Annotated in this window: 14 protein-coding genes and 1 pseudogene; 9 read left to right on the plus strand and 6 right to left on the minus strand. The window is 68.5% G+C overall.

Annotated features, from left to right (window positions below; translation table 11 throughout):
• The 4 genes and pseudogenes from DIE16_RS36580 to DIE16_RS12870 all read left to right on the plus strand — a co-directional run.
• Positions 1-218 (plus strand): annotated as a pseudogene (locus DIE16_RS36580) (type IV pilus secretin PilQ); the annotation flags it as partial.
• A 3-nt stretch (positions 219-221) separates the two neighbouring features.
• Positions 222-755, plus strand: a complete 534-nt coding sequence (locus DIE16_RS12860) for a type II secretion system protein (RefSeq protein ID WP_124892369.1) — start codon at positions 222-224, stop codon at positions 753-755.
• Between the two features lie 9 nt (positions 756-764).
• Positions 765-1181 carry a type IV pilin protein gene (locus DIE16_RS12865; RefSeq protein WP_124892370.1) on the plus strand — a complete coding sequence of 139 codons (417 nt, stop codon included), beginning with the start codon at positions 765-767 and terminating at the stop codon, positions 1179-1181.
• Positions 1178-1792 (plus strand): type II secretion system protein, encoded by a 615-nt coding sequence (locus DIE16_RS12870; RefSeq protein WP_082088716.1) that lies wholly within the window; start codon positions 1178-1180, stop codon positions 1790-1792. The genes DIE16_RS12865 and DIE16_RS12870 overlap by 4 nt, the downstream gene beginning before the upstream one ends.
• A gap of 146 nt (positions 1793-1938) precedes the next feature.
• Here DIE16_RS12870 and DIE16_RS12875 read toward each other — a convergent pair whose 3' ends face one another.
• The 3 genes from DIE16_RS12875 to DIE16_RS12885 all read right to left on the minus strand — a co-directional run bounded on the left by DIE16_RS12875 (position 1939) and on the right by DIE16_RS12885 (position 5870).
• Complete coding sequence (locus DIE16_RS12875; RefSeq protein WP_124892371.1) at positions 1939-3897, minus strand: PhoX family phosphatase; 1959 nt, start codon at positions 3895-3897, stop codon at positions 1939-1941.
• A 191-nt stretch (positions 3898-4088) separates the two neighbouring features.
• On the minus strand, positions 4089-5282 hold the full coding sequence (locus DIE16_RS12880; RefSeq protein ID WP_124892372.1) for an ammonium transporter: 1194 nt from the start codon (positions 5280-5282) through the stop codon (positions 4089-4091).
• A gap of 252 nt (positions 5283-5534) precedes the next feature.
• Positions 5535-5870: a hypothetical protein gene (locus DIE16_RS12885; protein ID WP_124892373.1), complete on the minus strand. Its 336-nt coding sequence runs from the start codon at positions 5868-5870 to the stop codon at positions 5535-5537.
• Positions 5871-6064: 194 nt separating this feature from the next.
• On the opposite strand from DIE16_RS12885, the gene DIE16_RS12890 reads away from it, so the two are divergent.
• The 4 genes from DIE16_RS12890 to DIE16_RS12905 all read left to right on the plus strand — a co-directional run bounded on the left by DIE16_RS12890 (position 6065) and on the right by DIE16_RS12905 (position 8580).
• Positions 6065-6493, plus strand: coding sequence for a hypothetical protein (locus tag DIE16_RS12890; protein ID WP_124487519.1), 429 nt, complete (start codon positions 6065-6067; stop codon positions 6491-6493).
• 90 nt (positions 6494-6583) lie between these two features.
• Positions 6584-7039, plus strand: coding sequence for an Rrf2 family transcriptional regulator (locus DIE16_RS12895; protein ID WP_124487520.1), 456 nt, complete (start codon positions 6584-6586; stop codon positions 7037-7039).
• A gap of 139 nt (positions 7040-7178) precedes the next feature.
• Positions 7179-7820, plus strand: coding sequence for an NAD(P)-dependent oxidoreductase (locus DIE16_RS12900; RefSeq protein ID WP_124571819.1), 642 nt, complete (start codon positions 7179-7181; stop codon positions 7818-7820).
• A 289-nt stretch (positions 7821-8109) separates the two neighbouring features.
• Complete coding sequence (locus tag DIE16_RS12905; protein WP_044848024.1) at positions 8110-8580, plus strand: Lrp/AsnC family transcriptional regulator; 471 nt, start codon at positions 8110-8112, stop codon at positions 8578-8580.
• Between the two features lie 94 nt (positions 8581-8674).
• Here DIE16_RS12905 and DIE16_RS12910 read toward each other — a convergent pair whose 3' ends face one another.
• From DIE16_RS12910 to DIE16_RS12920, 3 genes are read right to left on the minus strand one after another with little or no spacing between them, the layout of a single operon-like run.
• Entirely contained in the window at positions 8675-9448 is a 774-nt protein-coding gene (locus DIE16_RS12910; RefSeq protein WP_124892374.1) for an ABC transporter ATP-binding protein, read from the minus strand.
• 4 nt (positions 9449-9452) lie between these two features.
• Complete coding sequence (locus tag DIE16_RS12915; RefSeq protein WP_124892375.1) at positions 9453-11129, minus strand: iron ABC transporter permease; 1677 nt, start codon at positions 11127-11129, stop codon at positions 9453-9455.
• The gene (locus tag DIE16_RS12920) at positions 11119-12162 is read right to left on the minus strand and encodes a Fe(3+) ABC transporter substrate-binding protein (protein ID WP_124523876.1); all 1044 of its coding nucleotides are present in this window, start codon (positions 12160-12162) and stop codon (positions 11119-11121) included. The genes DIE16_RS12915 and DIE16_RS12920 overlap by 11 nt, the downstream gene beginning before the upstream one ends.
• 243 nt (positions 12163-12405) lie before the next feature.
• Between DIE16_RS12920 and DIE16_RS12925 the strand changes: the two genes are divergently transcribed.
• Positions 12406-12567 carry a hypothetical protein gene (locus DIE16_RS12925; protein WP_124487525.1) on the plus strand — a complete coding sequence of 54 codons (162 nt, stop codon included), beginning with the start codon at positions 12406-12408 and terminating at the stop codon, positions 12565-12567.
• The last annotated feature ends 94 nt before the right edge of the window (positions 12568-12661 follow it).

Here is a 12661-nt window from a genome sequence, read left to right on the forward strand (position 1 = left end):
CGGCTGGCGGCGCGGCGCAGGCGGCCGCGCCGGCGGGCAATGAAGTGGCGCCCGCGCCGGGCACCACCGTGACGCCGGTTGCGTCGCCGGCACCGGCCGAGCAGGCGGCCGCGGCGGCCAATGCGCCGGCCGCCGCGCCGGCGTCGCCCGCTCCGACGCTGCAGATGCCGGCGGGCGATATCCCGAACGAAAACCCGCTTCGCCCGATCGGGAAGTGAGCCGTGAACGCCCGCCGCGCAGCGCCTCGCATTGGCCGCGTCGGCCGGCGCGGCTTCACGTTGATCGAGATGGTCGTCACGCTCGCGCTCGTGTCGATCCTCGCGCTCGCGATCATGCCGTTCTCCGAACTGATCGTGCAGCGCCAGAAGGAGCAGGAACTGAGTGCCGCGTTGCGCGAGATTCGCACGGCGCTCGATGCGTACAAGGATGCGAGCGATGCGGGGCAGATCGAAAAGGAGGCAGAAGCGTCCGGCTATCCGCCGTCGCTGGCCGTGCTCGTGACGGGCGTGAAGAACGTCCGCGACCCGAAGGGCGGCATGATGACGTTCCTGCGCCGCGTGCCGCGCGATCCGTTCTTCGCCGGCGATCCCGATACGCCGGCCGAGGACACCTGGGATGTGCGCGCGTACGGCACGCCGCCGGACCCGTCGGCCGACGCGGCTCCTGCCGCCATGGAGCCCGGCAAGGACGTGTTCGACGTGACCTCGAAATCCGCTCGTGTCGGCATCAACGGCATTCCGTACAAACAATGGTGACGGTTCATCATGAAACCCGCTCGCATGCGCAGGATCCGCGGCTTTACGCTGATCGAAATCGTGGTCGTGATGGCCATCATCGGGCTGCTTCTGACCTTGGCCGTGCCGCGCTACATGCACAGCATCGAGCGCGGGAAGGAACAGGTGCGGCGGCAGAACCTCGCGGTGATGCGCAATGCGATCGACCAGTATTACGGTGACAACGGGCAATACCCCGACACGCTCGACGAACTGGTCGCGAAGCACTACTTGCGGGCGGTTCCGGTCGATCCGGTGAACGGCGACGACAAATGGGCGACGATCGCATCGCCGGACGAGACCAAGCCGGGCGTCTACGATGTGGGGCCCGCGAGCGGTGTGCAAGGCGCGCCGCCGGGCGTGGCGGGAACGGCGGCAACGGCGGGCGTGGCCGGAGCGGTGAAATGAGCCGGTCCGGCCGGGCCGCGCGCGCGCGTGCGATGCATGCCCGCCTGCGCGGCGGGCGGCAGCGCGGGCTCGTGCTGCTCGCGCTGCTGATCGCGCTGATGCTGATGTCGATTGCGCTGGCCGGCGCGCTGGACGTCTGGTCGCTGCAGCGGCGCCGCGAACAGGAGCGGCAACTGCTGTTCGTCGGCGATCAGTACCGCAGGGCCATCGTCGCGTACTACCGTGTCGGGCGCGTATATCCGCAAACGGTCGACGACCTGCTGGACGATACGCGCTTTGCCACGCCCATGCATCATCTGCGTCGCGCATATCCGGATCCGGTCAGCGGCAAGAACGACTGGTCGTTCCTGTGGCGGGCCGACCGGTTCTACGGCGTATCCAGCAGCTCGGATGGCGCGCCGATCAAGCGCGCGGGATTCCCGGATCGATACAGGGACTTCGAGGGCCTCGAAACCTATCGGCAATGGAAGTTTCTTTACCTCGCACCGGGTATGGCCGCATCGGCTGACGAAGCGTCGCCGGCGGCGCCGGCGCGGCCGGCCAGTGCGCCGAGCCTGTCCGGTTTTCCGGGCGGCTCGCTGCCCGGACAGGTGCCGACGGGCCTGCGTTGACGCGGATTCGGCACCACGCGATACAGGCCGCACGCAAAAAAGCGCGACGCCCGCAACGGGCATCGCGCGTAAAACGGCGTGGAGCGCCGACGAATGAAACGTGATGAAGAAAGAGGCGCCCGGCCAGGGACGCCCGGTTAGGTGGCTCAGGCCTTCGCGAGCTTGATGCTGGTCGGCTCGGCGGTCAGGTAGCCGACGCTGGCACCGAAGCGGTCCTTGTAGTTCGCGCGCACGAGCGGGTCGAGCGTCGCCTTGACCTTGTCGTGCAGCGGCGTCTCCCAGTCGCCCACGTGCTGGAAGTTGCTCATCACGTAGGTCCAGCCGTTGATCTCGTCGACCGCGTGCAGGCCCGTCGATTCGGCGCCGGCCGGGCACGACAGCACGCGCGCGAGCGATTTCGTGTCGACGTTGTACGCCCACAGGAAGTTGTTCACGTGCATGCCCGAGTCTTCGCCGATGAACAGCGTGCGCAGCTTTTCGGAGAACTTCAGGTTGTCGGGGTTCGCGATCTTGTCCGGGTTCGCGAGGTTGCCGAGCGCATCGGCCGCGGCGAGGTCCTCGCCGACGAGCGCGGCCGGCGCGCTCATGTCGACCGGCACCCACTCGCTGTCGATCGCGTTGCCCGACTTGTCGCGCTGGCCGGCCTTCAGGTTCAGCGCGTAGACGGCGCCCGCGGCGATCTTCTTGTCCACCGCGACGTCGCGCGACACCGCATTGCCGCTGACCATCGACGTCTCGATCCGCGACATCGCCGTGTAGACGATCTTGTCCTTCGCGTTGACCGTCGTGCCTTCGAGCTTCGTGAACGCCATGCTGCCGCCGATCAGCGCCGCGTAGCGGTGCGTCTCGAGGAACGCGGCCGCCTTTTCCATCCCGGGCTTCACGCGCATCCAGTTGAACTTGCCGCCGAAGTGGATCTTCGTGTAGCTCGCGTCGTTCGGGTCGGTCGTCGTCAGGTCCATGATGTCCGACGTCTTCAGCGTGTTCGCGAGCGTCTCGATCTCGCTGCTCGTCGCGTGTCCGATTTTGATCCACGTGAGCGTCGCGCTGCCCGCGCCGGCGGACGACGTCTGCGTCCACTTCGCGACGTACAGCGTGCCGGCCGACAGGTCGGCCGCCTTGTCGGCGACGAACATGAACAGGCCGCCGTTGGTGGCGTCGTCACCCATCATCACGGTGCGCTGGTCCGGCATCACCTGGATCAGCTCGTGCGAGATGCGGCCGAGGCAGTAGTGCTTCTTCACCGTGCCGGTGCCGTCCGGATTCACCGTGATCTCGGGCAGGTGGCCGTAGTGGTAGGGGTTCGCCTTCGTCTCGTCGCCGAACGTGTTCCGGCTGAATGCCTTGAACTGCGCGTCGGTCGCGGCCTTCGTCGCATCCGGCTCGTATTCCTCGCTCGACAGGTGCGTGCCCCACGGCGACAGGCTCGCGCCGCACGTGATCCACAGGCCGTGCGCCTTCGACGTGTCGACGTTGTGATACTTGACGACCTTCAGTGCGCCGCTGGACGGATCCTGGTCGAGCGTGATCACCGCGATCGGCGACGGCAGCTGGCCGTACTGCGACGCGCTTGCCTGGTCGCGCGTCGTGTATTCGAACTGCACGACCGCGAAGACCGTGTTGCCCTTCACGCCGGCGACGCTGGCGTTCTTCAGCGTCAGCAGCGAGCTGCCGTCCGGGCAGTCCGAGTAGAACTGGCGCTCCTTGCCCGCCACCGAGCGGTCGATGATCGGCTGGTTGTTGATGTCGTAATAGCCGCCCGCGAGGGTCGTGCCGCCCTTGCCGTCCGGCACCATGTCGCCCGTCACGAAGAACGGCCGGTACGCGAGCTTGAAGTTGCGCGACGAGCCGTCCGAGAACGACACCGACAGCGTCGAGCCGACCGTCGTCGTGGCCATCGCGGCCGCGTTGTCGAGCGTGGGTGCGGCCATCGCCGAGAACGCCGCCGACGTGTACGCGGCGGCCGGCGTCGCCGCCACCGGATTGTCGTCGCCGCCGCAGCCGGTCAGCAAGGCCGGCAGCGCGAGGCCGGAGAGGGGCAGCATGGGCGCGCCGGCGAGGATCTTCAGGGCCTGACGACGGGAAGCATTGGGCAACGCGGGCATGTGGAGTCCAGTTTTAGATATTGGAAGAATGGCCTTCCGCGAAGCAGGCGATCAGCAAGCAAGGCGAAGGCAAGTTGAAAACTGGACAGAAGTGTAGGGACGCTAGATGAAAGTTTTTTGAATAGAAAACGTAATGATATGTCGGGCGTCCGTCAGGCGGGCTGCCGGACGCCGGTCGCAAGCGTTTGCGCTCAGTCGCGCTCGGGCGTCGCCGAGATGCGGTGGATCGACAGGTCGGCACCGTCGAATTCGGCTTCGCGATCGAGGCGCAGCCCGACGGTCGCCTTCAGCGCGCCGTACACGAGCGTGCCGCCCGCGCTGGCGATCGCAATGCCGCCGAGCGTGCCGATCAACTGCGACACGAACGACACGCCGCCGAGGCCGCCGAGCGCGGGTTGCCCGAACACGCCGGCCGCGATGCCGCCGAGCGCGCCGCACATGCCGTGCAGCGGCCACACGCCGAGCACGTCGTCGATGCGCCACTTGTTCTGCACGCAGGTGAACATCGCGACGAACAGTGCGCCGGCCGCGGCACCCGTGACGAGCGCACCGATCGGGTGCATCACGTCGGAGCCCGCGCAGACGGCGACGAGGCCCGCAAGCGGGCCGTTGTACGTGAAGCCCGGATCGTTGCGGCCGGCCATCCACGCGGCGAGCGTGCCGCCGATCATCGCCATCAGCGAGTTCACGGCGACGAGGCCGCTGATCTTGTCGAGCGTCTGCGCGCTCATCACGTTGAAGCCGAACCAGCCGACCGCGAGCACCCACGCGCCGAGCGCGAGGAACGGGATGTTCGACGGCGGATGCGCGGCGATCCGGCCGTCCTTCGCATAGCGGCCGTGGCGGGCGCCGAGCAGCAGCACGGCCGGCAGCGCGACCCAGCCGCCGAATGCGTGCACGACGACCGAGCCCGCGAAATCGTGGAACGGCGCGCCGAATGCATGCGTGAGCGAGGCTTGCACGCCGAAGCGCTCGTTCCATGCAATCCCTTCGAAGAACGGATAGATGAAGCCGACGATGATCAGCGTCGCGACGAGCTGCGGATTGAATTTCGCGCGCTCCGCGATGCCGCCGGACACGATCGCGGGGATGGCCGCCGCGAACGTCAGCAGGAAGAAGAAGCGCACGAGCGCGTAGCCGTTGTGCTGCGACAGCGTGCCGATGTCGTCGAAGAACTCGACGCCGTACGCGATCGTATAGCCGATGAAGAAGTACGCGAGCGTCGACACCGAGAAGTCGACCAGGATCTTCACGAGCGCGTTCACCTGGTTCTTCTTGCGGACCGTGCCGAGCTCGAGAAATGCGAAGCCCGCGTGCATCGCGAGCACCATGACGGCGCCGATCAACAGGAACAGTGTATCGACGCCGGATTTCAGACCATCCATGCCGTGGCTTCCTTGCGCAAAAAACGGGCGAGGAACGCAAGTATCGAGCCAACTTGGTGAACGGTTGCGTGCAATTGGTGCGAAGCGCCGTTCGGTGCGGCATTCCGGTGATGCCTGCACGGTGGCGGGCAGGCCGCGTGCGGCGCGAATGCGGCGGGGCATGCACGTGTGTGGTGCGAATCGTGCGCAACTGGTGCGTGCGATGCGCGCCGCGGTGCGGCGTGGTGCGCCGCGATGCACCGGTCTGGCGCGTCAGCGGCGCGCGAACAGCGCGCGCGGGCGCCGCAGCCGCCACGCGCTCGCGGACCAGTAGGCGGCGACGGCCGAGAGCCCGAGCGCCGCGAACGAAAGCGCGGCGAGGCCCGCGTACGACTGGTCGTCGCCGGCGGGGCCGAGGATGCCTTGCAGCACGATCAGCGCCGCCGTCCAGAAGCCGATCACCGCCTGCACGAGCAGCCGGGCGCAGGCGAGGCGGCGCGGGCGCCCGGCGTCACGCAGGCGTGCCGCGGAGGGTGAGCGAAGGCACAGGAACAGGGTGGTGGCGAGCACGGCGGCCAGCGTGATGAACCAGTCGATGAGGAAAGCCATGAAGAAAGCGGAAAGCGGGTGGAGCGGATGGAAGCCTGCTCACTTTAGTGCTGGCGCGCGTGCGATTGAATCAGACAAGTCCGAAATTGAAAGGCATTTTTAATCGGGAGTCGGCATTGGCGCTGTTCCACAGGCGGTATCATCGACACCGGTCCAACCCTGCAGGCCGTGCGGCGCACGGCCGGAGATTGCTGATGAAGATGAAGACTTCGCGGGCGCGTCGCATGCCCGGGTCCGTGCTGGCGGCCGCGGCCGTCGGCGCGGTATTGTTGCTCGCAGGCTGCGAGAAGTCCGGCACGCCGGCCACGCAACCCGATACGGCCGCGAGCGCGGCCGCCGATGCCGCAAACAACGCGGCCAAGGCGCTCGACCAGGTGGCGAGCACCGTCAACCAGCAGATCAACGCCGCGAAGGCCGGCATCGCGAGCGCGGCATCGGCCGTGCCGCCGCTGTCCGCGAGCGGCCTCGCGTCCGCCGCGCAGGCGCAGATCGATGCGGCCGCTTCCGCGGTCGTCGCGCACGCGGCATCGGAAGCCGGCGCGAAGATCGCGGAGGCCGGCAAGAAGCTTCAGCAGTGGAGTCAGCAGAACGCGTCGGGTGCGAAGCCGGCCAGCGGCGAGTAGCGGGCCTTGCGCAATTCGCGAAATGTAATTATAGTGGTTACACATTGTCGCCGGCTGCCGTTCGGGCCGGCGTCGCCGAGTGAGTGAGGAATGAATACCAGCAGCCGGTTCGCGTTTGCCGTTCACGTGCTCGCCTTGCTGTCGATGCAGGAAGGCGCGCCGCTGTCGTCCGACATCATCGCGGGCAGCGTGAACACGAATCCGGCGCTGATTCGCCGCCTGTTGTCGATGCTGGCGGCCGCGGGGCTGACCACGTCGCAGCTCGGCGCGGGCGGCGGAGCGCTGCTGGCGCGCGAGCCGGGCGAGATCACGCTGCTCGACGTGTATCGCGCGGTCGACGACGCGCAGCTGTTCGCGCTGCACCGCGAGGCGCCGAATCCCGCGTGTCTCGTCGGGCGGCACATCCAGGGCGTGCTGATCGACTATATCGGCGACGCGCAGCGCGCGATGGAAGCATCGCTTGCCACGCGCACGCTCGCGGACGTCACGGCCGACGTGCTCGCATCGGAGCAGCGCGGCCGGCCGGCGGGGAACGCGAGCGGCTGAGCGCAGGCAGCGGATGAGGCAGGGCAGGAGGCCGGATGGCGCGCATTGCGTGGCGCCCGGCACGACGGAGTGCGGCTCCGTTTTTTTTCGGTCTTATATGTAATTGCTGTAGTTACTTATTTATTTCTGGAGAATCGACATGACGCAACGTTCCTTGAACATCGCACTGTTTGGCGCCACCGGGATGATCGGCTCGCGCATTGCCGCGGAAGCCGCGCGCCGCGGCCATCGCGTGACCGCGCTGTCGCGCCATCCGGGGGCGGCGGCCGACGGCATCACCGCGAAGGCGGCCGACCTGTTCGATGCGGCCAGCATCGCGGCCGCGCTGCCGGGCCACGACGTCGTCGCCAGCGCGTACAGCCCGAAACAGGACGATCCCGCCAAGGTCGTCGCCGCGGCGAAGGCGCTGGTGGAAAGCACGCGCCAGGCGGGCCTGAAGCGGCTCGTGGTGGTGGGTGGCGCCGGGTCGCTCGAGGTCGCGCCGGGTAAGCAACTGGTCGACACCGAAGGTTTCCCGGACGCGTACAAGGCGGTCGCGCTCGCGCACCGCGATGCGCTCGACTATCTGAAGACGGTGGGCGACCTCGACTGGACGTTCTTCGCGCCGGCCGCGCTGATCGCACCGGGCGAGCGCACGGGCACGTTCCGCACGGGCGTCGGCAAGCTGATCGTGGACGCGCAGGGCAACAGCAGGATCTCGGCGGAAGACTACGCGGTCGCGTTCGTCGATGCGCTCGAGCAAGACAGCTTCGTGCGGGAGATCGCGACCGTCGCGTATTGAGCGGCATCGTGGCGAGGCGGCACGCAAGTGCCGCATTCGCCGTGAGCGGCGCGCGGCGGGCAGCGCAGCCGCAGTGACCACGGGCGATTCCATCTCGACGGGTGGAATCGCCCGTTTTCGTATGGGCGCCGATGATTCATGGACCGACGTGCACGCGATCCGTGCGCGACGCGGATCCGTCCCAGCCTGATTGGTATTTATCCCGGTCGACGCCGCGCAGCGGTTTCCATATTGTTCCCCGTCATGCAGGATGCATAGAAAAAATTTCTATCTACGAGGGACTGGGTAAATGGATGCCATCGATCGCAAGCTGCTGGAGCTGTTGCAGGCAGATGCCACATTGCCGATCGCGGAACTCGCGCAGCGCGTGAACCTGTCGCAGACACCCTGCTGGAAGCGCGTGCAGCGGCTCAAGGAAACCGGCGCGATCCGCGCGCAGGTCGCGCTGTGCGATCCGCGCAAGCTCGGGGTCGGCACGACCGTGTTCGTCGCGATCCGCACGAACCAGCACACCGAGGAGTGGGCGCAGCGTTTCACGCAGGTCGTGTGCGACATGCCGGAAGTCGTCGAGGTCTACCGGATGAGCGGCGAGACCGACTATCTGCTGCGGGTCGTGGTGGCCGGCATCGACGATTTCGATCGCGTGTACAAGCAACTGATCCGCGCGGTGCCGCTGTTCGACGTGAGCTCGTCGTTCGCGATGGAGCAGATCAAGTATTCGACCGCGCTGCCGGTGCGCGATCTGGCCGAGCCGGCGTAGCGCGCGGAACGGCAACGCGTCGCGGCGCATCGCGTCGGTGCGGGTGGGTTGCGTGTTCCCGCCGCCGTGGCCCGACGTCGTCGTAATGGCCCGCTCAGCGGCCGCGCGACATGGCGCGTGCACGTTCGTCCGCCAGCGCGTCGCGGCGCACGAACTCCGCGACGAACGGGCTGGCCGGATGGTGATGCAGCGCGTACGGCGTGTCCCATTGCGCGAGCCGGCCGTCCTTCATCACGCCGATCCGGTCGGCGATCGCGAACGCTTCAGCCTGGTTGTGCGTGACGAGGATCGCGGTGTGACCCGTGCGCTTGAGGATGTCGCGCAGCTCGAACGCGAGCCGCTCGCGCGTATCGACGTCGAGATTCGAGAACGGCTCGTCGAGCAGCAGCAGCTCCGGCGACGGCGCGAGCGCGCGGGCGAGGGCGACGCGCTGCTGCTGGCCGCCCGACAGTTCGTGCGGATACGCGCTGCCTGACGCGGCGAGGCCGACGAGTTCGAGCAGGTCCGCGACGCGGGCGCGCCGCTCGGCCTTCGGCATGCGCCGCAGGCCGAACGCGACGTTGTCGGCCGCGCTCAGGTGCGGGAACAGCGCATAGTCCTGGAACATCATGCCGATGCGCCGCCGCTCGGGCGGCACGTCGAGCGACGGCGCCGAGACGGGCGTGCCGTCCAGCACGATGCGTCCCATGCGCACGGGCTCGAAGCCCGCGATCGCGCGCAGCACGGTGGTCTTGCCGCAGCCCGATGCGCCGAGCAGGCAGCCGATGTCGCCGCGCGGCAGCGCGAGGCTCAGCCCGTCGACCACCGTGCGGCGGCCGTGCGGCGTATCGTAGGCGACGCAGAGGTCGTCGAGTTCGAGCAGGTTCACGGTGTCAGGCTCCGATCTTGTGACGGGTGCGCGCGAGCAGGATCACGGGCACGAGCCCGGCCAGCACGATCGCGAGCGCGGCGACCGCGCCTTCCTCGTAGGTGCCGCGCGCGGCTTCCGCATACAGCCAGGTCGCGAGCGTGTCGAAATTCAGCGGACGCAGCAGCAGCGTCGCCGGCAGCTCCTTCATCGCATCGACGAACACGAGCAGCGCGCTCGTCGTGAGCGCGGGCCGCAGCAGCGGCAGGTGCACGCGGCGCAGCGTGCCGCCGGCCGTCTCGCCGAGCGAGCGCGCGGCCTGTTCGAGCGACGGCGGAATGCGCGCGAGGCCGGCTTCGATGCTGCCGGCCGAGATCGCGAGAAAGCGCACGGTGTACGCGATCACGAGCGCGGCCGCCGACCCCATCAGCAGCAGCCCGTCGCGGCCGAGCGCGGCGCTCAGCAGCCGGTCGGCGGCCGCGAACGGGATCAGCAGGCCGATCGCGAGCACGGTGCCCGGCACCGCGTAGCCGAGGCTCGCGATTCGCGCGCACACGCGGGCCGGGCCCGCGCGCGCGCTGTCGCGCTGCGCGCGCGCCGCCCACGCGACGACCAGCCCGCATGCGAGCGTCGTGACCGTTGCGGCGGCGGCGATCGTCAGCGTATTCGCAAGCCCGGTCAGCAACTGCGCGGATACGCCGCCGACGAGATGCAGCCGCTTGCCGGTCTCGACCGCGAGGTACGCGGCCGGCGCGCCGAAGCCGAGCAGCACCGGCAGCCAGCCGAGCGCGGCGGCGCTCCACGCGGCCGCGCCCGTCAGCTTGCGCGGTGCGAGCTGACGCATGCCGCGGCCGTGCGCGTAGCGCTGGCGGCGGCGTCCGCGGCGTTCGAGCACGATCATGCCGACCACGATCGCGAGCATCGCGAGCGCGATCTGCGCGGCGCCCGCGAGATCGGAGCGCGTGATCCACGTGGTGTAGACCGATACGGTCAGCGTCTGCACGCCGAGGAATTCCGATGCGCCGATGTCGTTCAGCGTTTCGAGCAGCGCGAGGCTCACGCCGACCGCGATCGCGGGCCGCGCGAGCGGGACGACGACGCGCCAGAACGTCGCGATGCGTCCGGCGCCGAGCGTGCGCGCGGCTTCGAGCAGGCTCGCGGACTGCGTGACGAACATCGCGCGCGTGCTCAGGTACACATACGGATACAGCACGAAGCCGAGCACGAAGATCGCGCCGGGCAGCGAGCGCAGGTCGGGCAGGCGGAACTGGCGCGGGCTGTCGAAGCCGAGCAGCCAGCGGATCGCGCCCTGCACGGGGCCGATCGGGTGGAGCAGGTCGAGATACGCGAACGCGACGATGTAGGTGGGCACCGCGAGCGGCAGCAGCAGCGCCCAGGTCAGCATCCGGCGGCCCGGAAAATCGTACGCGGTGACGAGCCACGCGCAGCCGGTGCCGACGACCGTGACAATCGCGCCGACGCCCGCGAGCAGCAGCAGCGTATTGACGAGCGCCTGCGGCAGCACGAATTCGGCGAGGTGCTGCCAGTGCGCGAGATCGGCGCCGAGCGCGGCGGCGACCAGCACCGCGAGCGGCGCGGCGACCACCGCGGCGATCGCGACGGCCGCGCCCAGCCAGAGGCTGCCCGCGCGCGAACCGAGCGGCCGGCGGCGCGCGCGGACGAACGCTGCATCAGTTGTCAAAGCCGACCTTGTCGACGAGCTGGCTGGCCGCCTTGCGGTGCTTCGCGATGTCGGCCAGCGGCAGCGGGTCGACCTTCAGCGTGCCGAAGCTCGCGATCACCGGGTCGAGCTTCACGTTCGCGCGCACCGGGTATTCGTAGTTCGCCTGCGCATACAGCGCCTGCGCTTCCGGCGACACGAGGTACTCGAGCAGCTTCACCGCGTTGGCCTTGTGCGGCGCGTGCTTCGCGACCGTCGCGCCGCTGATGTTGACGTGCGTGCCGCCGCTCTTCGCGTTCGCGAACGTCGGCCGCACGACCTTGATCGCGTCGCCCCACTTGCGCGCGTCGCTGCCGGCTTCCGCGTTCTTCATGTGACCGACGTAGTACGCGTTCGCGAGGCCGACGTCGCAGATGCCGCCGAGAATGTCGCGCGCGACGTCGCGGTCGCCGCCCGTCGCCTTGCGAGCGAGGTTCGCCTTCACGCCGCGCAGCCACTTTTCGGTCGCGGCTTCGCCGTCGTGCGCGATCATCGCCGCGACGAGTGCCGTGTTGTACGGATGCTGCCCCGAGCGGATGCAGACCTTGCCCTTCCATTTCGGATCGGCGAGATCCTCGTAGCGGAACGCGTCGACCTTCAGGTCCTTCTCCACGTACAGCACGCGATCGCGCAGCGACAGCGCGTACCAGTCGCCCTGCGCGCCGCGCAGGTTCGCGGGGATCGCGTCGTCGAGCACCTTCGAGCGCACCGGCTGCGCGAGCCCGCCGTCGACGAGATCGAGCAGGTTGCCGATGTCGACCGTCATCAGCACGTCCGCCGGCGATTGCGTGCCTTCCGCCTTCACGCGCTCGAGCAGGCCGTCCTTCACGAACACCGTATTGACCTTGACGCCGCTCTGTTTCGTGAACGCGTCGATCAGCGGCTGGATCAGCTTCGGTTCGCGGGTGGTGTACAGGCTCACTTCCTCGGCCGCGTGGGCCAGCGGCGCGAATGTGGCGGCGGCAAGGGCGAGGGCGCCGGCGAGCGGCAGCAGGCATGTGCGCGGATTCGACATGGAGACTCCAATGAGGCAGGCGGACGAGGAAGCGTTCCGGGGCGAGCCTGCCGCCCGAGCGACCCGGAACATTACAAAGCGAAAGATTTCGGATTCTAGATCGAAATGGGAATGATTATCAAATGAAAGGTGATGGAAAGTGCTGCGGAAGGAACGGGGAGGGGCACGGCGACGGGGCGTCGCGGCACGGGCGCAAGCGCGTAGAATGCCCGCTTCAACGAATTCGACGGAGCCGCACCGACCATGAACGATCAGCGCAAGAAGAACCCTGTCCGCAACGTGAGCATCCTGATCGTCGTGGTCGTGCTGTTCGTGATCGGGACGATCCTGTACAACGCGATCTCGCAGAAGCGTGCGTACGACGAGGCCCATCCGGCCGAGGCCGCGAGCGCCGCGTCGCACTGACGCCGACGCCGACGCCGACGCCGACGCCAACGCGGATGCGGATGCGGATGCGGATGATCGCTTCGTGGCCCGGTCGGGCAGCCGGCGATGCGCG

The organism is Burkholderia sp. Bp9090 (genome assembly GCF_003857985.1).
GTDB lineage: Bacteria > Pseudomonadota > Gammaproteobacteria > Burkholderiales > Burkholderiaceae > Burkholderia.